Below are 21,391 nucleotides of genomic sequence, written 5' to 3' on the forward strand. Positions count from 1 at the left end.
GTCTGATTTAAATTACCGCGTGGTGGGGCGAAGCCCCGCCCGCATTTTGTGCCAGTTGCGTAAGTCCTGAAAGCTTCTTCCCATTATTTTGCAGCATTGAATACCTTGGGTGCAAGACAAACGCTACTATTGAAGACATTGGGTCCGCCGATCGCTGCAATTGCATCTACTATCTTTTTGCATGAACAACTGACACCCGTCGCTTGGGTTGGCATTTTACTAACTATTTTGGGTGTGTTGGTAGCGATCGCTGGGGTGGGGTTGTTGTTTATCTACCGTTAATCGATCAAAGGCTAACCCAAGCTTGATATCTCTTAAAAGTATGTCCCCCAGCAAGAACTTGCTGGGGGATAGTTTTACAAACTATTGCACTATTTGGATGGAGTAGTGGTTTGCGAAAGTTCCTTATCGCACCGTTGCAAAGCTTCAAGTCTTGCTACGGTAGCTCCACCAGTAGGTCTTGCTGGAGGAACGAATGCACATACTCCTGTAATGCTGGATTGTATTGTACCTTGTGGAAGTCCTTTATAGCACTGCTCCAAAGCTTGGAGTCTTACTGCGGTAGCTCCACCAGTAGGTCTTGCTGGGGGAATAGAATTACAAATACTCGTATTAGACCTATTCTCCTGTGCAAAAGCAGTTGAACCTAAAGACGCGATAGCCAGAATAAATGCACCACTAATAAAAAGAGTTTTCATCGCAAATTCCCTATTCTCCTTATTTAGTCAGGATAAATCTGAACTTGTGGTAGACCGAGTGGAATTTCTTCCTTAAAATCAACCTTTTGAGCAGAAACTTGATATAGCCAGGTTGGAGCATCCCCTGAAGCATAGAAGGGAGTATTAATCCCGTTCATAGACACTGATATTGTTCTACCGGGAGCTACTGGTTCTGAGAAAGCGATCGCAGCTTTTCTATTATTAATAGAAACTGTTGCTGGTATTTTTTTACCAGATTTTTCTTTGACTTCAATTCCATTATCAATACTTATTCCTTCTGGTAAATTAATCGACAATCCTGAAAGAGCTTTTCCTTGAACATGTACATCAAATTTGTGAGTAGCATCTGATGTATTAGAATAGTTAGGAATTGCAGCACTATTGCCCAGATGGGAGATTTTTGCATCGTTTGGATTCTTTGCCCAAGCAGCGGAAAATGAAGATGCTATCGCAAGTGTGAGTGTAGCGGCGTAAAGTAACTTTTTCATAACTTGTTTCCTCGTTGAGGTAATAACTTAATAGCCTCTATACTTATTAGTTTGAGGCTTACTTATGAAATAAAGATGAAATATTATCTAGTAAAATATAAGTATTCATTATTGTTTAAAATATGTCTCATGTTATTTTGGAAAATCCAAAAATAAAAAAATCCTTATCTTCCAACATTTGAATTAAGGTGAAGATAAGGAAGTTGCAATTTGTGAAGTGTGAGTTAGATGTTAGATTTGGCTATATTACCCCAGTCATGAGGTAGATGGGATAGTAGTTGATTAAGAGATTAAACTAGATTGAAGCTAATAGATGCGAAACTGAGCAACACCGATGGGAATCTCTCCATTAATACCAATTTCTTTGACAGATAAGCGGTAGACAGCCCCATTACCAAGAGTTGGTCTTTTTACATTATTTAGCTCAATATAGAACTTAGTATCAGGGGTCACTGGTTCAGAAAAATCTATTTGTATAGTTTTATCATTCACAGAAATATTTGAGTTAACTTTATGTTCATTTTCATCGATAACCTTAATATTTTTAATGTCACTACTCAATGTTACATTCTCTGGAACTTTAATAATTAATTGGGAAACAGCCTTACTATTTTTTGGTATATGTAACCGGATAGTGTGTCTAACAATCCGCCATTTTGTAGGAGGAAATTGGGAGTTACCATCAACATGGGGAACCGTACCGTTATCATCCCTTGCACTTGCATAGCTAGCGGGAATTGAAAGTGCGATCGGCAAAGCCCCTCCTAGGGCGATCGCTAAAGTAGATACAACGGCAGAAACTAGTGCTTTCTTCATATTTACCTCTAATTTAATCAATAAAGTTAGCAATATTTTTTGCTCATTTTTATTGATGAACCTGTTCTTAATCGATACATCAAAGTTTGATAAACTCACAACAAACTATCCCTAAATTCACACATTCATAGGAGTAAGTTAATAGCTTACCAACAGTTGACTTATTCGTTTTTGTATAGACGTTTTACAAAACAGTCTTCTACCTCTATTTATTAGTTTGACAGGTGACTATGAAATCAAGATGAAATTTGTGCTAATTCCAAAAAATCTAAAAATGAAGTGAAAACTAAAATTTACGAAACTGAGCTTGACCTATGGGAATCTCTGCATCGCTTCCAATGACTTTAGCTGACAAACTGTAAATAGTTACAGATCCATTTATTGGTTGCCGTACTTTATTAAGTGAAACCAGAAGCTTACTAGTGCTATAAGTAACCGTTTCTGGAAAAGTTATGCGAATTTTTCTCTCATAAACAGAAATATTGATGTTAACTTTTTGACCCTTATCATCGAAAACATCAATATCATTACTCACAGCTACAGTAGAGGGAGTGTCAATTATTAGCCGTGAAAGAGGCTTGCCATACTTAGGGACATATATTTGAAAAACTTGTTTAACAAGCTGCCAGTGGGTTGAAAATAACTGGATATTATTCTCAATATTTTTAGGTTTAATTTTATCTGTCTTAGCGCTTGCATAGCCAGCATAGGTAATAGCTACGGCACTTATAGTCAATACACTAATATCAATTAACTTTCGCATCATCTTGACTACTATAATCAAAAAGAGTTCTAATTAGACTACCGATTCATCCTTAGTGAATGAAGCTTTCCCTAACTAGCTTGGCAGGTCACTATGAAATCAAGATGAAATTTTGGCTGGTTCAGAAAATTTATTTATTTATGTTGCGTCTTAGTGTAAGGGCTGATAGACTGCACTTGCGCTCATGATAAATTAAATTTAGATGAGAGTATATTTTAAAGCAGTTTTATACCACAACTAAGTGTTAGAGCGAAGATAGATGCTCTTTGTGTGGCTTTTCGTAAAGACTTTTATTAATCATAAAAATATTGTTTTGCAAAACAGGATACTTTTAAACTTGCAAAGCAATTTTACATTTGTAAAAAATCATCATTTAAAAATGCTTAAGGGACAAATGACCCCTTTCCTTCTCGCCCTAATAGGGGTAGATATAGCGAAGACACTGTTGGCGAAACATTGCTTAACAATTTTGGCAACATAATGTTGCACGAAAATTATGGTTGCTTCCACAGAGATAGGATAATTAAATCCTGTTGAAATAATAATTTGCTACCATGTCGATGCATCCCCAAAATATCCCCGACATACCTCAACAAACAGTAGATGTGGCACGCGGATCTTTTCCACTCGGGAATATTTACATGGAAATCCGGGATACATTGGGAAGCATTTTTGACTCAGAAGCATTTTTAGACCTCTTCCCCACTAACGGGCAGCCAGCATATGCGCCTTGGCGGTTAGCGCTTGTTTGTATCATGCAATTTATGGAGAATTTATCTGACAGACAAGCGGCAGATGCAGTACGTGGACATATTGATTGGAAGTATCTATTGAGCCTCCCTTTAACCGACCCAGGCTTTGACTATTCCATCCTTTCCGAGTTCCGTACTCGATTACTTGCTGGCGGTGCAGAGCAAAAGTTACTAGATATATTGCGTTCCCCGGTTGAGGGAAGCCGAATTCCTTAAAACTTATCGCCGACAGCGTACAGATTCAACCCACGTTTTAGGTGCAATCCGCGTTCTCAATCGATTGGAAACGTTAGGGGAAGGGATGCGTTTAGCCCTAAATAGTTTGGCAGTTGCAGTACCTGACTGGTTAGCAACAAATATTCAGCCTGATTGGTTTGACCGTTATGGTCGTCGTGTAGAAAACTATCGTTTACCAAAGCTTGACTCTGAACGGGAAGCGTTGGCTAGTACTATTGGTGCGGATGGATTATCGTTGTTAAACGCAATCTACGAACCAACTGTACCACAGCAGTTACGACAAATACCAGCAGTCGAAACTCTCCGCCAAATATGGGTACAGCAATTTTATGCCCCAGAACCAGATGTCCAAGTAAAATGGCGTACTGTTAAAGATATGCCACCATCTACAATCGCTATTCATTCCCCTCATGATGTCGAAGCCCACTACAGTTCCAAGCGTAGCGTCGATTGGGTTGGATGCTTGGCTGGCAGGGATACCTCTTGCTCAGACTCGCTCGTCTCGTTTCAAACAATTGCAACCACAAGGTGCTTGAAAAATAAATCAAAACAATTATACCATGTAATACACGGTTGACAAATCCTCAAAAGTTTTTTGCTCTTACCGTGTAATACATGGTAAGCATATTCTATGAAAAAAATTAAAAGAGATATTCAGGGTAAATTTGCGATTAAAAGCTCAGAATATCGTGAAGTGCGTTCTTTACGATTGACAGATGATACCTGGAAGGTATTAGGTATCGCCTCCGAATGCTTGGGATTAACCAGGGCTGACTATTTAGAGGAAATAGTTAGAAGTAACCTTATCCCGTGTATTACACGGGATAAATCAAATATTTCAACCTCTAACGCACAGAATTTTACCAAACCATTACCGAGTATTACACGGTATGAGGAGGAGATAGAGAGGCTCCGAGCCGAAGTGCAGACTATTCAATCGTATAATTCGGCACTTAAGGAACGGTCTGCTATAAACTTTGTACATGACATCGTAGATTTTGAGGCGATACGCGATCGCATTTTATTTGAATTGAAGTTGGGACGACAAGCTTCAGGTTACAAAGCAGCACAGAAAGCACTCAATCGATTTATTCAAGAAATAAAACTTATGGTTGACAGTTTCTGATTGGTGTCAAAACTGCTGCAAGAAATCACTCAGGATTTTTCCAAATTGATTGGTTTTATCGCTTTTTAATGTGAAGAAATATTTCGCCAACAGTGTCAGCGAAGCTGTCACCAGGGGCGTGCGACGTGAAAGTCGTGTATCAGGCGCATCCGCGCTATGTGACTGAGAGGCTTTCCTCTCCGGAGATTTCCTTCTCTCCGTTCCTACGTAAAAGGGTCATTGACCCCGCCTACGTTGAAAGTAAGTAATGAAATCAGCGGAATGCAAGGCACGAAAGCTTACCTACTAATAGCCTAAATCGGTAGGGCAAGCAAAGGGAAAATCGTCAAGGGTTAACACCCGTGAATCATCTTAAACTTCGTGATGACAAAGGAGTGAAATCAGGCTGAAACACTCTAACCAAAAGGTAAGTGAGTCGGTTGCTGGGGTGTCAAGCGTCAGCAACGAGGGAACAAAGCACTCACGCCTTGTATAGATGGAACCCAAAACGGTTGCAGGTCAAATACACGGAACACGGTAAGCCCAATGGGTTCTCCGATGTTCTTTTTAAGACACCAGAGTAAGCCAACCGTAAGGAAGGCTGAATTACCCAAGGGGTAAAGGAAGCTGGAGAAAGCGAATGCTCCTGGTAATGCGGGAGATAGGGATTTAAACATTATTCCACGGAGAAATCTGGCAGACTTCCAGCAGGTGTTCAACGACGAACCGCTAGTAAAAGGACTGAACCGACGTGAAAGATAGAGTCAGAAATGACATCGGAGCGACGGAACCGTTGCAGAAGTGGTCTGCCATTAATTGGCAGCAAATCAAGCGACGGGTGAAGAACTTGAGACAACGGATTTATCGGGCTACTCAGAAGCGTCAGTGGAACCAGGTTAGAAGCCTGATGAAACTGATGTTACGCAGTTACTCCAATTTGCTCTTAGCCGTGCGACGAGTCACCCAAGAAAATCTGGGCAAGCAGACTGCTGGCATCGATGGTCAGCTAGCTCTTACCCCACAAGCGAGGGTGGCTTTGGTCAAACAAATGCAAGAATATACTGTATGGCAAACACACCCAGTTAAACGGGTTTACATTCCCAAATCGGGAGGAAAACTTAGACCGCTAGGAATACCTTGCCTTGTAGACCGAATTGCACAGGCAATTGTCAAAAATGCCCTAGAACCAAGCTGGGAAGCACGGTTTGAGGCAAATTCCTATGGTTTTCGCCCAGGAAGAAGCTGCCATGATGCCATTGAGCAAACATGGCTGAGGCTCCGCTCGGGACGAGACACCTGGGTTTTAGATGCCGACATTAAAGGTGCTTTTGACAACATCAGCCACGACTACATTCTCAAAGCCATCGGACTTATTCCGGGTCGAGAGTTAATTAAACAGTGGTTGAAAGCAGGGTATGTAGAAGCAGAGATGTTTCACCCAACGTCAAGCGGAGTACCGCAGGGGGGGATTATCAGCCCCTTACTCTCAAATATAGCCCTAGACGGTCTAGAGCAATTATTAACAGGGTATCGAAAGACTAAGCGGTACAAAAGTTGTACTCACAACCCTCCGCAGTATGGTTACATTCGCTACGCGGATGATTTTCTAATTACGGCTGAGACGAAGGAAGACATCGAAGCGATTGTTACCACCCTCGAAGAGTTTTTACGGGAAAGAGGACTGGAACTGAATCCAGATAAAACCAAAATAGTTCCGGTGGAACAAGGTTTTAGTTTTTTGGGGTTCCACATCCGACAGTTCCAAGGTAGCTGCTACGTTATGCCACAAAAAGAAAAGGTCAAAGACCTTCTCAAAGGCATTCGAGAATGGCTTAATGCCAATAAGCAAGCCACACCGGAGATGGTTATCTACCACCTTAATCCGATTCTCAGAGGTTGGAGCAATTACTACAAACACAGTGTGAGCAAGCGGGTGTTTAGCTACGTAGACCACCAAATCTGGAAAGCTCTTTGGAAGTGGTCTCTCAGGAGACACCCAAACAAAGGAAAGCGATGGGTTGCCAACCGATACTTCAAAACTATCAACGGCAGAAAATGGAATTTTGCAGCCACCGTTAAAGACCGTCGGGGAAAATGGACAACCATTACCCTGTTGTACTTGCCTACGGTTGCTATTCAACGGCACGTTAAGGTAAAAGGAACTGCATCTCCAGATGACCCAGAGCTAAAAGACTACTGGCAACAACGTCAAACCCGATACGGAAAAACCTATTGGGATAAAGGCTCAAAGCTTTACAAAGTTGCTGTGAACCAATTTTGGCGTTGCCCGGTGTGTCACGAACATTTGTTTAATGGAGAAGAATTGCACACACACCATCTTATTCGAGTTGCGGACGGAGGTACAGACATGGCAGAAAATCTTATACATCTGCACTTAGCCTGTCACCGCCATCTGCACAACTCCAATAAACTTTCTGAGTAGTTGGATGCTTGAGCGGCTTGATGGGAAACTGTCACGAGCCGTTCTGAGGGGAGGGGGACACGGCGACGTGTGCCTCTTTACCCGCCAAGATAGCCTGAAAGTCTTGCTGTGATTGACTCTCAGGCTACGAAGTAAAAAACTTCTACACTGATGCTTTTAGATACATTTACCCCGACTCAATCAGCAACCTTTCATTCAGATCCAAGCGAAAAATACCGTAGGGATTTACATGACCCCAAATTAGAGGTGAAAGCGCTCGCAACTCGTCCACACCCATCAACTTCATCCATTGCGGCTGCGACAAAACCTGCTGAATCATTAAAGTATTTATATATACTAATGATATCTGTAGTAAATGCAGAGATAACACAGCTAATTCTTGGTCTGACAAGCGATTGGTGGCAATCTCTCCACCTTTGCCGTAAAAAATAAAGCCATTAGCGCCGTTCCAATTCTCCACCACGTTTAGCCCAGCATTTATCTCTTGTCGCAGTTCAACTGAATGTAAGTATTTACACAAAAAGATAGTTTTTACAGCCTTACCCAATTCCGCCAAGGCTTGATAAGTAGGGTGTAATAAATTACCTCTAGTAAAGCGTTTCAAAATAGCTTCAGTCTCCGCCATACCCAAACGCAGAGCAGTAGCATACTTTACCATTTGGTCGTATTGTTGGCGAATCAAATCCCAATTTATTGCACGAGTTAAAATCGGTTGTAAGTTTGGATAAGCATCATTATTTCCAATGGACGGGCGGTATAATTTCTGAACATTGATACGTTTGAGACGCGGCATTAACTGAAAACCAAGTAAATGACAGAAGGCAAAAGCAACTTCATTTTGCCCGTGACTATCCACATAATTCTTCTCTACCTTCATCTCGGTGCAATGGCGTAATAATCCTTCTATCATTGCCGCCACCTCAGAGGAAGAACAAGTTTTTAACTGCGAATAAATACAAACAGAATTCTTTTCAACATGCCAATAAATCATTACACCCCGTCCACCGTAACGGATGTGCCACTCAGTCATTAAATTTTGGTCCCAAGCACCAAACTTTTTTGAGTCGGAAGCACAAGCGGTTGAACCTTCTCCCCAAATAACGGGATTTCTAGCATTGAAAATAGAAGAGTGCAACACAGCCAATAGCGTTACGTAACTGGTCTTTATGGACAAAATGACGCTTTACATAGAGTAAATCCTGATAATTATCACCTTTAACTTCGTCGGATAAGCGTTTAACTCCTGCATTTGTTCCTAAACCATATAAACAAAGCAATAAGCGTTTCTGTAAAGTACAAGAACCTAATACTTCTCGCGTTGAGACACTTTTAAAATGTTGACTAAAATTGATTCTCAAATCAGTCTCTTTCAAAATATCTAAGAGACTAGTCATACGCCAACGATTAGTAATTTCCGCTTTTAATCGCGTCAAATTGGCAGGTTCATCTTGTGCAATTAAAGGAGAAACGGTAATTCGATTTTTACCCGTTTTTTTAACCTTGACAAAGTTATTTTTAGGTAGACCTTTATCTAATAAATTTAATGATTCATGCATTTGTTGCTGTAAATCAGCAATAAATACTTCCACATCAGACGGTTGCTTCAAAGCTTGGAAATATTCTAACCTTTGTGCATCAAAATCCACAGGTAAATCTTCTTCGGGATTTCTGTAACGATTGGCTCCTACAACCCATATTTCCTTGCATCTGAGCTTTTCTCTCAAAGCTTGAAGTACACTTAATTCATAATTGATGCGGTTTACTTTAATTTCACCCTCGGAATTATTTTCTAATATAATTTCTTGCCAACCACTCCGCAGTACACCTTCGATGGGTATATCTTCTCCAGCATCGTAGTAGCTTTGTTTGCTATCGGCATACTTTTTAAGTAATTCTAAAGCTTGAATAACTGGACGATGAACCTCATTATTGGAACGAAATTCTAATTGTTTTAAAATCAACGGTAAAATTCGACGATAATGCCCACTATAAGAAGACCGCATAACTGTATATACTCCAGGGCTATTTCATTCTAAAAACTTGCTTGAGTGTGTCTAACCCAAATGAACATAATCGTTGAGCTTGTGCCATATTTTCAAACATTTGGTTTCGATATAAATTAAGAGTAAAATTACGAGCAATAGCAAAAATTTGAGGTAAAGGTTTAGTACGGATTCGAGAAGCATCTTCTCCTTGGGTTACATCTCGAATATAATGGACTTTATTTTCAACACCCCAATATCCCCGAATGCGATCGCCAAATTCTTGTGCCGTTATACTTAAGGAAGATATGTAATAGCGTGTCTCACTTTTGACTTTAATATGATTATGCCTGATAGTCTGACGTTCCGATTGGACTCGAATTAAAGTTTTCAGACCAGGCCAAAACCTTATATCATTTATTGTTTGACAGACACTAACGCTACGTTTCTCTATTCGACCATGACCTTTATTTATCTGGGAGACAGTAAATTCAGCTAGAAAATTTGTTTTAACTTCTTGAAACAGACCTGGTTGATTGCCTTTAAGAGCAGCAATATAATCATTGCCAGTTTCGATAATCAATTCACAAGTTTTTTTTGGGTATTAATGGCATCAAAAGCGAAAACTACACCTTTGAGTGCCAGTTTCTCAATCAAAATCGGTAGAGCTTTAATTTCATTAGTTTTGGCATCAACTTCACAAGGTTCTAAAATTAAGCCCCGCTCGACGATATAGGTGCTGACTAACATAATTGCTGGGTGAGAGTCGGAATTTGGATTATCTTCTTCGAGTTGATATGAACCTTTAAGGACTTTGCCATCCAACCCAATGGTTTCTCCATAGATTGGTTGTACATTAAAGAACTTGGCAAGACACACTCCATACTGTTCATAATCTATGTGCAACAAGGCACGACGCAAGGTGCTATAAGAAGGTAGTCTATTTTTTTCTGGCTTTAACAGCTCTATTAATTGCTGCCGGTAGCTGACAATCCAATCTCCTATTGCTAAAAATCCTTTATTTCCGGCCGCGATCGCCAGGGTAAACAAGGCTAGACACAATGGCAGAGTATGACGTTGCCCAGCACGGCGACGGGGGTCTTGAAGCTCTAGAAAAGCTTCGATAATTGCTGCTTGACTCATGGTAATAGATACATTCCATTTTTAGTGCTGCATTTTACCATACAACTTTTACTGTCGGTGGAAGGATAATATTGCCAAAAATGGAACCATAATATTGCCACGACAAAGCTCAAAACGTTTATTCTGCCATTAATCACTGATGCCAAAAATTTGGCAATTGGAATGATAATAGTGCCGAAAACTCAAAATGGAACAATAAGCGTGCCAAAATTGTTAAATTAGATGACTCGTTCAAAACGCTTTTGTAGCTAGAGGTACAATTAATAACACATCAGATCCCGTGCAATGGCTTGAGTAATAATCGGTTACTGTTTCTCCCAATTAATTAGTGTTTGCTACTTCTTACGTGCCATTGTTATAGACTGTATGTCTAACTCAAGTTTCAGGGAGTAAGAAAAATGCTCACCGATTACGAGTTTAAAAAATGGTGTAGCGACCAAAAATTATCAAAATTATCAATCTCAACTCTTACGGATATTCGTTCTAGTGAGCCAACGCGACGAGTAGGGGGTGGAAGAAAGAATGTTTCAGGTTTTTATCCCAGCAAAAAGAATCAAAAAAGCATTCAATTTGAGTCTCATAAAGTCGAGCTTCCCTTTATATATGAACTAGAGCATGATGAGTCGGTTCTGGAATATTACGACCAACCTCCGGCATTTAAAATAAATTACCAGTCCAAGTCGGGACGAAATCTTGGATTTTTCTACACCCCGGACTTTTTCGTTATCAGAGCTTCGAGCGCTGGGTGGGTAGAGTGTAAAACAGAAAAAGAATTACAAAAGTTGCTTGTCAAACAGCCTCATCGTTACAGCTTTAATAGTGATGGTTATTGGTTCTCACCACCCGCTTTATCGTATGCCGCTCAATTTGGATTTGATTTTCAAATTTTTTCAGATGCTAAAATTAATTGGATTTTATACCGCAATCTAACCTTTTTAGAAGATTATTATCGTGCTATTGATGAATCCAAAAATCTGAGGAATAGGTCAGACGAGTTAATTGAAAATCTTGTTCGCGCTCAACCAGGAATAACTCTGAATCAATTGCTTGACAATAAGTTAGGAATTAGCGCCGACTCGATTTATTTTTTAATTGCTAGTGAGCAGATTTATATAGATTTAGGGGCGTGCTTACTAGTTGAGCCAGAACAATGCCAAAACACGGAGATAGGTCTTTAGAGGTTTGTCATATTGACCACACAAAATTGGACATAGAGCTACGATGTTCACATACAGACCAAGTACTTGGCAGACCTTGGGCTACATTTCTGGTAGACGCTTACAGCAGAAGAATATTAGCAGTTTATTTAACTTTTGACCCTCCGAGTTACCGCAGTTGCATGATGGTACTGCGGATTTGTGTAATGCGCTACTCACGTTTGCCCCAAATCATAGTCACAGACAACGGTAAAGAATTCCACAGTACCTACTTCGAGAGCTTGTTAGCTCTGTTTGAATGCACGCTCAAACACCGTCCCCCTGCTGCATCCCGATTTAGTGGAGTTTGCGAGCGTTTATTTGGAACAGCTAACACTCAATTTGTTTATAACTTAGCTGGTAACACGCAGATTACCAAAAAAGTCAGGTTGATGACCAAAACAGTCAACCCTAAAAATCTAGCAATTTGGACTCTTGGGTTATTGTATCTGTATCTTTGCGAATGGGCTTACTCAGAATATGACACAACAGAACATCCAGCTTTAGGGATGTCTCCTTCTGACGCATTTAATCAAGGTATAGCAAAGTATGGATTAAGAACTCACCGACTAATACCCTGGGACGAAAACTTGAGAATTTTAACTTTACCAACAACACAATCACAGAAAGTAAAAGTTCACCCAGTCCAAGGGATACAAATTCGAGGAATTCATTACTGGAATTCGGCTTTCCGCGACCCTAGTATTCACAAAACGTATGTGGCAATAAGATACGACCCATTTGATATTGGGATTGCTTATGCCTATGTTCGTGGTCAGTGGATTGAATGTATTAGCGAATATTATGCAGCTTTTAAAGGGCGTTCAGAAAAAGAGATTTGGCTGGCAACAACTGAGTTGCAAAAACGTAAAACCAATCATCATCAAGAATTTAAAGTTCGAGCCAAAAGTCATTGAAACTGATTTAGGATGGGCATTAGAGCAAGCTCTTAAACATCGTAAACCCAAAATATTTTTTATTGATGAAGCTCATCATATGCTAATGGTAGCTTCTGGGCGCAAGCTAACAGATTTACCTGAAGCTATAAAGTCCTTAGCTAACAGAACTGAAGTTGTGCATGGGTTAGTAGGTACATACGAATTGTTGACCTTACATGATGTTGGCGACCAGTTAAGCCGACGTAGTGTTTACTTACACTTTCCCCGTTACCATGCTGATGTAGAGCAAGACAGAGAAGTATTCCAAAGTGTGGTTTGGGGTTTTCAACTTCATATGCCTTTACAGCAAGAGCCTGATTTAGTATCACATTGGGATTACTGTTACGAGCGAAGTTTGGGTTGTGTAGGAATTCTTAAAAACTGGTTTCAGAATGCATTGTTCGATGCAATTAACGAAGGAACTGACTCTGTTGGGCTTAAACATCTAGAGCGTCGCGCCTTATCCGTTGCCCAATGCCGGAACATCCTCAAAAAAATTAAAGAAGGTGAAAATAATCAGGCACAAATTGAGGCAGAAGTTCAGCAACTGCGTGCGGAATTGGGCTTACCAATTTCCAAGGTGTCAATTGATAATCACATTAAACAAGTTCAGACTCAACCACAACAGGGCAACTCAACTAAAAAGAAAGTGCATTCTAAAGTCGGACAACCCAAACCGAAGCGTCGTCAAGTAGGAAGCTGAATAATATGCCCACACTAACCTTAAAACTTTACCCATCTTGGAATACGCAAAAACCTCCGATTCCACCAAGAAGCCGTTTGTATAATTTAGAACCAATTGGCATAGGAACTCATTATGTAGAAAGTTTAACTGGTTATGTCATTCGACTCGCTGAACAACATTGCATTACTACTAGGCAATTACTCCTAAATGAAATTGCCCCACTTATGGGTAGAGAAAGAAAATTATCAAACTCAAGAAATGAAAGTATCAGCAAAATTCTTGGAGTTAATAGAGATAGAACAGCAACTAATGGAACGGGCTTAACAGCAGCTAATTTAGTACATGCAATGTCCGCCCTGACGAAACGAACAGACTTACACTTTCTTACCCTCAGACCTTGGGTAAAAGTGCTTTCTAAAAGGGGTTTACTTCGCCACGAGCGTGCTTGGTGTCCTTTTTGCTACCAAGAATGGCGTGATACTAACAAAAGTATTTATGAGCCACTTCTTTGGTGCATTAATATAGTTGATATTTGTTCAATCCATCACCACCCTTTTTTATCTGTGTGTCCTCATTGCTTGGCTAAACAGCTTGTACTTTCTGGTGATTCCCAGACCGGACACTGTAATAAATGCGGTAAATGGCTGGGAAGTTCTCAATATAAAAGTGGTGGAGTAAGCAAAATGAACTCATCGGATGAAATTGCTTGGCAACTTCATGTGAATCACGAATTGGGAGACTTAATCGCAGCTGCACCCACTATAAAATCTCCTCTTAATTCAAATCGGATTAGTAATACAATTTCTAATTTTATTAATCAAGTATTTCAATCAAATCAAGCTGCTTTATCTCGTGCCATCTCAGTAAATGAAGCAACAATCGGTTCATGGTGCAAAGGAAAAGTAATACCTCAAATCGATAAAGTTTTACTACTGAGCCATCAGATGAGAATCAAACTGCTAGATTTTTTGACAACAGATGTTTTAGTTTTTGATAATATTACTTGTGGCTCGTTAACAACTCAGGCTGATAAACCAAGAAAAGCTTATAAAAGAATAAATTCAGAGAGAAAACAAGTTTTAAATATAGTTCTTCAAGAAGTAACTAATGAATACCCACCACCTTCTTTAGAAGATGTTGCGCTTCGTCTAAAATATCGTCCTCTTTTTTTACAGAATCATTTTCCTTCCTTATGTCAAATAATTAGAGTTAGACATGCTGATTATAAAAGCGTGAGTAAACAGCAAAAAATTCAACCTGTTCTCGAACTAGCGCTTCAGGAATTTCCACCTCCATCATTTCAAGAAATTTCCCGACGATTAGGCTACAAAAATAACAGCTATTTATACAGATATTTTCCTGAACTTTCTCGTTCTATCTCCAAACGTTACAAAGAATACAATAAGGCAATTGGTGAAGAAAAAAGAGAGCTTGTATGCCAAGAAATACAAAATGTTGCTCAATTGCTTCATTCACAAGGACAAAAACCTACACAACGTCGGGTTACTCAACTTCTTACCAAGCCCGGAGTGATGCGTAATCTCTGGGTTCGGTCTTACTTACGTGAAGTTCAACAGTCTTTTGGCTATGATTAACACATGAAGCCACTGAGTACAACTTATGCTTAGGATTAGAAGCATAAATCTGCCAGTATGTACTGGAAGCATAAGCTTGCCAAAACGGCAATATTATCCTTCCACCGACAATCTCGGCTCAATCCCAAATAGCCCTGCGATGTTTGCAGTTCGCTACAGTTAGCGTTTCAAGAAGGTGAGACGTGATGGCTGAATTTTACAGGTAATAGTGATTTGGATGCCTTTATTCGATATGTACTCATTATTATGCTGCTGTATTAGCTTTCGCTATCGACAGACTATTCTTGTCTTAATCTCTGTAGCTTCAGCATCGTAATACATATCATCAACCACAAAAATCCAACACCATATCCTGCAATTACATCTGTGGGCCAATGGACACCTAAATATAGCCGACTAACACCAATTGCCACTACTAAAATAACTGCTAAAACATAGATTAACCGCGAAAATTGAGGATAATGAGTAGCTAGTATATAGGCAATAAAACCATACATTACCATAGAGCCTAGTGCATGACCGCTAGGAAAACTGAAAGACTTTTCAGAAATCAAAAGATTCCAAAGTTGTGGACGGGGTTTAGAGAAAAATAACTTTAAACCTGTATTTAAAATTAAGCCTCCTAAACAGGTAAGCACAAAAATATATGTTTCTACTCGGTAACGTCGCCACCAAAGTATTCCTAAAGTAAATGCTGCGACTACTACTACTGTCTTTGGATTACCAAGATTCGTAATAAATAACATTAAATTATCAAGACTCGGATTGGCAAATTGATGTAGCCATAATAAGAAAGATGTATCAAATGCAAAAGCTTCTTTTTCCAGAACTTCTTCAGCAAGCTTGGCGACAATAAACAAAATTAGCAGACAAACAGTAAGTCCAACTAAACCAATCGTGGCAATTAAAGGAGCTAAACGAGGATATATATGGCGTAACCAAAAGGTAGAAATTTTTCGTATCATTGAGTTATATCTAAATCTGTTATGGACTTATAGCTTACAGAACAATAGTTAAGAACTTGAAAAGACATTTTGAATCAAAAATTGAGTTATTTTACTCAAACTAGGCTCCTAAGCACCTGGTTTAAAGTAATCTAGTAATCTATCCCCTGAATCTGCCCTTACCAGAGCTACCACTGTATTGGGTAGTGCAGCTAAATTGGGATACACTAAGTAACGAGGTTCCCAACGAGGACTAAACTTGTCTTTAAATGTATGTAAACCCTTAAAGTTGTAAAACTTATTTAAGTGGTCGTAAAGATATTTTAATACTTTTTCTAATTTGGGAGAATTTTGTGTTTCTCCAACTCCAGAAAGTGCAGATAAGCCCAAATTGAAACCGTCATATTTGAGTTGCTGAAAGTGCTGAAACATTGAGACAAATAAAAATTCCATTGTCCCTTTCTCAATTTCTGTACGTCGTCGCATCAAGTCAATAGTAATTTCATTTTTCTGATACTCTGATACCACATTTACGAAGGCACTAATTGCTCCTTCTGGAGTATGTACAACCATAATTTCGCATTCACGCAAGTAGTCATAATCAAACCAACCAACAGAAAACTTTTTCTCAGCTCCCTGCATCATTTTAAGCCATTCATCACTTACGGCTCTCAATTCTCTTAATAATTCATCTGCAATAGGTGGTTGATAAAATTTAACTTGATGACCCGACTTAGTAAGCCTATTAAGAGCATTTCTTAAATTTTGATTAGCTTTGCCTTGAAGGGTGAAGCTATATAAGTCAACAATTGCCTCCTCGCCAATTTGAACAGTACGGTAGCCTAAAGATTTATATATATCTAAATCATCTGGTAAAGTTTGATAAAATGCGGGATACCAGTCATTTTTCTCACAAAATAGCTGAAACCCAACAATTACTTCTTGTCTTTCTTCAAGAGGGCCAATGGGGTCGCCCAGAGCTATTGCACCTCTACCTTTTGCTACATAACCAATGAAGCTTTTCCCAGAAGGACTGAAATAATAAGTTTTATCATCAAAGAGAGTGAATCTTGCTAGAGAAGATTTTCCATATTGTTCTACAATTTCTTTTGCTCGTTTTCTTTCTACTTCTAAAGCATGATTTCTTGATAATACCGGACGTAAGAGCATGAATAAAGCATAAGCTAATGTAGAAGCACCTACGAAATATATTGAATCGCCGAAAAACTGTCCAAATCGCGTTGTAGGTTCTAACCCTGCATTATCAGCTGTGAAAAACATTGCCAAAGTTTGCAGCAACGCTTCTGGTAAGTCAAAATTAACCGTATATTGCCTATCTAGTAGAAAGAAACCTACAGTGCCGTAAGATAATGTAAACAGCAATGCACCAATTAAAACTCGAATTCCCTGAGTAATAGAAGGACGATCTGATTGTGCTGTAAAAACATTACGCATTAAAATAAGTTGAGCTAGTAAAACTCCAGCTAATAAACTTTCTTCATAGTCCAAACCTTTGATTAAATGGCTAATAATAGTTACAATTAACAACCCAACTGTTAGTAACCAAGCTACTCGCTTACGTCGTAATAAATTAACTGCCAGAGTTAACAATATAAATCCAGAAATTGCTGCAAAAAAATGTCCACCTACGCGGATATCAAAAGGAACAAATTGCTCTATTAATTCTGTGCGTCTAGGTGAATTAGGAGTAACCGCAGATATCAAGTTAACAACCCCTACCATAGCGGTTAAAATAGAGGCTGTCCACAATCCAATCCGTTGACGTTTATTTAGCAATTGCTTTTCCTCACTTTGCTTAACTATTTGATTGTGTCGTGGAGCAAGTTTAATTTCAAGTTGGGTTAAACATAAATTAAGCTAAGAACGCGCTTTTAGCCGTTGATTAATTTCATACAAACCCAGCAACACCACTGCAACTGTCAAAGGCAGGATGTAGTAAACTCCTCGGTAAGCTATTAGCGAACCCAAAGCTGCTGGGGCTGTTACTTCTGATGGCAGTAGCAAAAGTATTACGGTTTCAAACACTCCTAAGCCTCCAGGAACATTGCTAACAATGCCTGCAATCATTGCTAATAAGTAGATACCAGCAAAGCCGAAATAGGACAAAGGAATACTTGGGGGTAGAAGAAGATAGAGAACAGCGATCGCCAATCCCCAGTCCAGCAAAGAAACCCCTATTTGCTTTAAGGACAGATAAAAGGAAGGAAAAGAAAATGTCTGTCCACGAATACTCAAGGTTTGATTGTAAAAATAACTTCCCAGTAAATATGCCACTACAATGAGTAAAAAAATAACTCCTATTGGATGAACAGAGACAAAGGGTAAATTTAGTAGGGTAGGAATGGTGAGTGGTTCAAGAAGAAATATTATCCCACTTACGGCGAATAGTCCTAACCAGAAACTCAGGTTCTCGAAGGCAATTACTTGAGCGATCGCTCCCACTGATACCCCCCAATTTGAATAAAGACGGTAGCGGATAGCACCACCTGTCAAAAGAGCAAAGCCAACAGAATTACTGATAGCATGGCTGATAAAAGCTGTAAAAATAATTGCACTAGGAGGAAGCGAATGACGGATATAGCGGAAGGCTAGAAAATCATAACTAGTGAGTACTAGATAGCCTCCGATGGAGCATCCAATGGCTATAAACAAGCGATTTGAGGGAATTTCTGTCAAACTACGAAGAACATCACTTAGGTTATGCTGCCGCAGTTCGTTGTTGATTGTCCAAAGAGAGAAAGCAAACAACAACAAGCCAAAAACAGATAAACTAATTTGAGAAAAGCGTTTTCGATTCATCTTTAAAGTCAAGAATGTATAAAGCAGATTGATTAATTCTTCTGCGCTGAGGCTTGCTTAAATTGCTTTCCCACATAAGTAAGTTGGTCTGCTAGATGTTTGTGCCAATAGTTCCAGCCAACATCTGCGCCAACAATACCATGACCGCCAGGAAAAGCATGGAATTCGTTTGCAATTCCTAACTTATCTAGAGTTTGATGAAACTGCTGAGTTGAGGTAAGAAATTCTTTATCTTGCTCTCCAGCATCCAAATATGCTCTAATGCGTTTACGTTCTGCAACTGGTATTTTTTCAATAAAATCTTGGGGACTATTTGCCGTACCACTGCTATCGGTAAAGTAGCCGCTAGAACTAAAGAAAATATTAAAGTTATTCAAGTGGCGTAAACCAATATTAAAAGCTCCCCAACCACCGCTTGACTGTCCTCCCATTGCCCAAAACTGCGGTTCATTCAACGTCCGATAACGAGATTTCACAATTTTGACTAACTCTGAACCAATCAAAGTGCCAACTTTACCATTGGGGCCATCATAGTAATCTGAATCCCAAAATGGACTTGTACCGCGCTTGTCGTTGCCATCTGGGGTAATAACTATTGAATAAGGTAATTTGTCACTTTTGTAAAGGTCATGTAGCACGGAGGTGACGGCTGCTTTATCCTGATAAGCACGAGTATCGCCATGTCCCCCGTGGAGTAGAAAGATTACTGGATAGCGTTTCTTTAGGTTCTTGGCATAATCGGGAGGGAGAATTAAGCCATATTGTTGCACTTCTCCCATTGTTTTGCTGTTGAAAGTCTTTACCTCAAATGACAATCCTGTATTTTTCTCTACCTGCGGAGGGTCGAGTTGCGGCGCACCAGCAATGAACACATACCAATAGCCAGTTGCCAACAAGATAGCAACTATGGCTATACCTGCTAGTAAAATATTTGACCATCGTAACTTCATCTATAATTTCCTTGGTTATTATCTCAAAATAATATTAAAATTAAACTTTTCTATAATTGCTCACAATCAAAACAGTAGACAATTATTTGTTAACCAGCTATAAAACTAATAACCAGCCCAGTCAAAACAATTAAAGTCAAAATAATATAGGTGATATCTCGCTGACGTATAAAAGCTAACAAAGAAAAAGCAACTCTAGCAACAGGAGTAGCAATTAATAACAACAATCCAAGTTGAATGATGCCACGACGGCGACCTGATAATGCTGAGGTTGCTACTCCTTCAGGAGAGCGAAAAGCTGGAGGTTCACCGCGAAAGATTTGATAATTAGGAGTTTCTTTGCCGTGATAAATTAGGTATAAAACTCCGCCGATCAAGACTAAAGTTGAAGCTAAAAGTACGCCATATCTTAACAAATTTCCAACCAAAAGTTCGACTTGTCTTTCACTTAAGTTGTGTCGATTTTGGGACATTTTAAATTCTCCCAGTCAAGCCGTTATAAATCATTTGAATTGCCAATAGCACAATGACTAAACTAAAAATATTTCTTAAAACGCCTACTCTTGCTTTTACCAATACCCTAGCTCCCAATAATGCGCCTAAAAGTACACCTAACATGACAGGCATTGCTAGTCCAGGGTCGATGTAACCTCGTTTCAGGTACACACCCGCGCTAGCTGCTGCTGTCACCCCAATCATAAAATTACTGGTAGTAGTAGAAACTTTAAACGGAATCCGCATGAATTGATCCATTGCTAGTACCTTGAGTGCGCCAGAACCAATACCAAGTAACCCGGAAAGCACTCCGGCGACAAACATCAGACTAAATCCTACGGGAACAGCATAGACATTGTAAGATTGTTCACCTTCAGGAGTTGGGTAAGTGCTATTTAGCTTTAAACGAGTTGCTAAACGATCACGTGGAGTATCAGCTGAGTGTTCAGGACGGGATTGACGCGAGAGATGGGCGCTGTAAAGTAAAACAAATCCAAACACCACAGCGAGTATTCTAGTGGAAACAAAAGCGGCTATGGTTGCACCTGCGATCGCTCCAAATGTTGTTGCTACTTCCAAGAACATTCCCAAGCGTAAATTAGTGTAGCCTTCTTTGACGTAAGCAGAAGCCGCACCGGAAGAAGTTGCAATTACGGATACTAGCGAAGCACCGATTGCGTAACGAATGTCAACACCAAAAACCAAAGTTAATAGAGGGACAAGCACCACTCCACCACCTAAGCCTGTCAACGCTCCCAAAAAGCCTGCGGTAGCAGAACTAATCCAGACTAATAGGGTAAATTCTAAAACATTCAAGCGAACACCTCCAATGGGCGCGTCACGCCAACGCACCTTCGCTTCTAAATTAAACGTTGCTTATTGAAAAACTCAATAGCAACGCCTGCATTATATAGTAAACAAGTTAAGAAATAATTAATTACACGGAATCATTAGGGGTTGCAAATAAAACTCTAATAGCACTAGTAATTAGTAGCAAGGCGAATATTTTAGTTAAAACCCCATTCGGTAAACTCGTTCCTATTTTGGCACCGAACCACCCACCTAAAATAAATCCTAGACAGAGAAGTGCAGCTACTTTTATATCTACATATCCTTGCTTGTAATAAGTCCATGCTGCTAATAAATCTATTGGTGGAACTAACAAAGCCAATGTAGTTCCTTGTGCTTGGTGCTGAGAGAATCCTAAGAAAAAAATCAAAGCAGGTAAGATAATTATTCCACCACCAATACCTGTCATGCCACTAACAATTCCTGCTACCAATCCCAAAATTATGCAAAGCCAAATATTAGTCATAATTA

The 21,391-nt window shown here is 39.6% G+C and carries 18 protein-coding genes and 3 pseudogenes; 8 read left to right on the top strand and 13 right to left on the bottom strand.

Translation table 11 applies throughout. From position 1 onward, the window contains the following. Positions 1 to 96: 96 nt before the first annotated feature. Positions 97 to 282 (top strand): EamA family transporter, encoded by a 186-nt coding sequence (locus tag TOL9009_RS37750; RefSeq protein WP_038295885.1) that lies wholly within the window; start codon positions 97 to 99, stop codon positions 280 to 282. 89 nt (positions 283 to 371) lie between these two features. Here TOL9009_RS37750 and TOL9009_RS0102835 read toward each other — a convergent pair whose 3' ends face one another. The 4 genes from TOL9009_RS0102835 to TOL9009_RS0102850 form a co-directional block, all read right to left on the bottom strand. Further along, positions 372 to 698 carry a hypothetical protein gene (locus TOL9009_RS0102835; RefSeq protein ID WP_029631019.1) on the bottom strand — a complete coding sequence of 109 codons (327 nt, stop codon included), beginning with the start codon at positions 696 to 698 and terminating at the stop codon, positions 372 to 374. A gap of 23 nt (positions 699 to 721) precedes the next feature. Further along, on the bottom strand, positions 722 to 1,207 hold the full coding sequence (locus TOL9009_RS0102840) for a DUF2808 domain-containing protein (protein ID WP_029631020.1): 486 nt from the start codon (positions 1,205 to 1,207) through the stop codon (positions 722 to 724). A 306-nt stretch (positions 1,208 to 1,513) separates the two neighbouring features. Continuing rightward, a complete protein-coding gene (locus TOL9009_RS0102845) occupies positions 1,514 to 2,023 on the bottom strand; it encodes a DUF2808 domain-containing protein (RefSeq protein ID WP_029631022.1) in 510 nt (169 codons plus the stop codon). A 286-nt stretch (positions 2,024 to 2,309) separates the two neighbouring features. Beyond that, on the bottom strand, positions 2,310 to 2,789 hold the full coding sequence (locus tag TOL9009_RS0102850) for a hypothetical protein (RefSeq protein ID WP_029631024.1): 480 nt from the start codon (positions 2,787 to 2,789) through the stop codon (positions 2,310 to 2,312). A gap of 551 nt (positions 2,790 to 3,340) precedes the next feature. On the opposite strand from TOL9009_RS0102850, the pseudogene TOL9009_RS44275 reads away from it, so the two are divergent. The 3 genes and pseudogenes from TOL9009_RS44275 to ltrA all read left to right on the top strand — a co-directional run. Continuing rightward, positions 3,341 to 4,235 (top strand): annotated as a pseudogene (locus TOL9009_RS44275) (transposase); the annotation flags it as partial. 171 nt (positions 4,236 to 4,406) lie between these two features. Continuing rightward, complete coding sequence (locus TOL9009_RS0102865; protein ID WP_038295888.1) at positions 4,407 to 4,901, top strand: hypothetical protein; 495 nt, start codon at positions 4,407 to 4,409, stop codon at positions 4,899 to 4,901. Between the two features lie 730 nt (positions 4,902 to 5,631). Next, positions 5,632 to 7,323, top strand: a complete 1,692-nt coding sequence (ltrA, locus tag TOL9009_RS0102870; RefSeq protein ID WP_029631029.1) for a group II intron reverse transcriptase/maturase — start codon at positions 5,632 to 5,634, stop codon at positions 7,321 to 7,323. 166 nt (positions 7,324 to 7,489) lie between these two features. Here the strand turns inward: ltrA and TOL9009_RS37760 are convergent. Further along, positions 7,490 to 9,338: pseudogene (locus TOL9009_RS37760) on the bottom strand (Tn3 family transposase); the annotation flags it as partial. Positions 9,339 to 9,345: 7 nt separating this feature from the next. After that, positions 9,346 to 10,448, bottom strand: a pseudogene (locus TOL9009_RS50285) (ISAs1 family transposase). A gap of 398 nt (positions 10,449 to 10,846) precedes the next feature. Here TOL9009_RS50285 and TOL9009_RS48755 point away from each other — a divergent pair. The 4 genes from TOL9009_RS48755 (at position 10,847) to TOL9009_RS0102905 (ending at position 14,862) form a co-directional block, all read left to right on the top strand. Further along, positions 10,847 to 11,626 (top strand): heteromeric transposase endonuclease subunit TnsA, encoded by a 780-nt coding sequence (locus tag TOL9009_RS48755; RefSeq protein WP_029631035.1) that lies wholly within the window; start codon positions 10,847 to 10,849, stop codon positions 11,624 to 11,626. Next, the gene (locus TOL9009_RS48760; RefSeq protein WP_072022081.1) at positions 11,599 to 12,561 is read left to right on the top strand and encodes a DDE-type integrase/transposase/recombinase; all 963 of its coding nucleotides are present in this window, start codon (positions 11,599 to 11,601) and stop codon (positions 12,559 to 12,561) included. Before TOL9009_RS48755 ends, TOL9009_RS48760 begins: the two co-directional genes overlap by 28 nt. A gap of 79 nt (positions 12,562 to 12,640) precedes the next feature. Then, on the top strand, positions 12,641 to 13,285 hold the full coding sequence (locus TOL9009_RS37770) for a hypothetical protein (RefSeq protein WP_398343967.1): 645 nt from the start codon (positions 12,641 to 12,643) through the stop codon (positions 13,283 to 13,285). A 5-nt stretch (positions 13,286 to 13,290) separates the two neighbouring features. Continuing rightward, the gene (locus TOL9009_RS0102905) at positions 13,291 to 14,862 is read left to right on the top strand and encodes a TniQ family protein (RefSeq protein ID WP_038295891.1); all 1,572 of its coding nucleotides are present in this window, start codon (positions 13,291 to 13,293) and stop codon (positions 14,860 to 14,862) included. A 278-nt stretch (positions 14,863 to 15,140) separates the two neighbouring features. Here the strand turns inward: TOL9009_RS0102905 and TOL9009_RS0102910 are convergent, their stop codons facing one another. The 7 genes from TOL9009_RS0102910 to TOL9009_RS0102940 all read right to left on the bottom strand — a co-directional run bounded on the left by TOL9009_RS0102910 (position 15,141) and on the right by TOL9009_RS0102940 (position 21,386). Further along, on the bottom strand, positions 15,141 to 15,827 hold the full coding sequence (locus TOL9009_RS0102910; RefSeq protein ID WP_029631045.1) for a phosphatase PAP2 family protein: 687 nt from the start codon (positions 15,825 to 15,827) through the stop codon (positions 15,141 to 15,143). A gap of 108 nt (positions 15,828 to 15,935) precedes the next feature. Continuing rightward, entirely contained in the window at positions 15,936 to 17,603 is a 1,668-nt protein-coding gene (locus tag TOL9009_RS0102915) for a bifunctional lysylphosphatidylglycerol flippase/synthetase MprF (protein ID WP_029631046.1), read from the bottom strand. A gap of 81 nt (positions 17,604 to 17,684) precedes the next feature. Beyond that, positions 17,685 to 18,626 (bottom strand): lysylphosphatidylglycerol synthase domain-containing protein, encoded by a 942-nt coding sequence (locus TOL9009_RS0102920; protein ID WP_029631047.1) that lies wholly within the window; start codon positions 18,624 to 18,626, stop codon positions 17,685 to 17,687. A 32-nt stretch (positions 18,627 to 18,658) separates the two neighbouring features. After that, entirely contained in the window at positions 18,659 to 19,576 is a 918-nt protein-coding gene (locus TOL9009_RS0102925) for an alpha/beta hydrolase (RefSeq protein ID WP_029631048.1), read from the bottom strand. Positions 19,577 to 19,665: 89 nt separating this feature from the next. Next, a complete protein-coding gene (locus TOL9009_RS0102930) occupies positions 19,666 to 20,049 on the bottom strand; it encodes a DUF1634 domain-containing protein (RefSeq protein WP_029631049.1) in 384 nt (127 codons plus the stop codon). A gap of 1 nt (position 20,050) precedes the next feature. Beyond that, positions 20,051 to 20,887 (bottom strand): sulfite exporter TauE/SafE family protein, encoded by an 837-nt coding sequence (locus TOL9009_RS0102935; protein ID WP_029631054.1) that lies wholly within the window; start codon positions 20,885 to 20,887, stop codon positions 20,051 to 20,053. A gap of 121 nt (positions 20,888 to 21,008) precedes the next feature. Then, positions 21,009 to 21,386, bottom strand: a complete 378-nt coding sequence (locus TOL9009_RS0102940; RefSeq protein ID WP_029631056.1) for a sulfite exporter TauE/SafE family protein — start codon at positions 21,384 to 21,386, stop codon at positions 21,009 to 21,011. Between the last annotated feature and the right edge of the window lie 5 nt (positions 21,387 to 21,391).

This window comes from [Scytonema hofmanni] UTEX 2349, from assembly GCF_000582685.1.
GTDB lineage: Bacteria > Cyanobacteriota > Cyanobacteriia > Cyanobacteriales > Nostocaceae > Hassallia > Hassallia hofmanni.

Bases quoted from the DNA above. Each gene is read 5' to 3' on its own strand.
- TOL9009_RS0102835 (WP_029631019.1), bottom strand. From the start codon at position 698: ATGAAAACTCTTTTTATTAGTGGTGCATTTATTCTGGCTATCGCGTCT.
- TOL9009_RS0102840 (WP_029631020.1), bottom strand. From the start codon at position 1,207: ATGAAAAAGTTACTTTACGCCGCTACACTCACACTTGCGATAGCATCT.
- TOL9009_RS0102845 (WP_029631022.1), bottom strand. From the start codon at position 2,023: ATGAAGAAAGCACTAGTTTCTGCCGTTGTATCTACTTTAGCGATCGCC.
- TOL9009_RS0102850 (WP_029631024.1), bottom strand. From the start codon at position 2,789: ATGATGCGAAAGTTAATTGATATTAGTGTATTGACTATAAGTGCCGTA.
- TOL9009_RS0102865 (WP_038295888.1), top strand. From the start codon at position 4,407: ATGAAAAAAATTAAAAGAGATATTCAGGGTAAATTTGCGATTAAAAGC.
- TOL9009_RS48755 (WP_029631035.1), top strand. From the start codon at position 10,847: ATGCTCACCGATTACGAGTTTAAAAAATGGTGTAGCGACCAAAAATTA.
- TOL9009_RS48760 (WP_072022081.1), top strand. From the start codon at position 11,599: ATGCCAAAACACGGAGATAGGTCTTTAGAGGTTTGTCATATTGACCAC.
- TOL9009_RS37770 (WP_398343967.1), top strand. From the start codon at position 12,641: ATGCTAATGGTAGCTTCTGGGCGCAAGCTAACAGATTTACCTGAAGCT.
- TOL9009_RS0102905 (WP_038295891.1), top strand. From the start codon at position 13,291: ATGCCCACACTAACCTTAAAACTTTACCCATCTTGGAATACGCAAAAA.
- TOL9009_RS0102910 (WP_029631045.1), bottom strand. From the start codon at position 15,827: ATGATACGAAAAATTTCTACCTTTTGGTTACGCCATATATATCCTCGT.
- TOL9009_RS0102920 (WP_029631047.1), bottom strand. From the start codon at position 18,626: ATGAATCGAAAACGCTTTTCTCAAATTAGTTTATCTGTTTTTGGCTTG.
- TOL9009_RS0102925 (WP_029631048.1), bottom strand. From the start codon at position 19,576: ATGAAGTTACGATGGTCAAATATTTTACTAGCAGGTATAGCCATAGTT.
- TOL9009_RS0102930 (WP_029631049.1), bottom strand. From the start codon at position 20,049: ATGTCCCAAAATCGACACAACTTAAGTGAAAGACAAGTCGAACTTTTG.
- TOL9009_RS0102940 (WP_029631056.1), bottom strand. From the start codon at position 21,386: ATGACTAATATTTGGCTTTGCATAATTTTGGGATTGGTAGCAGGAATT.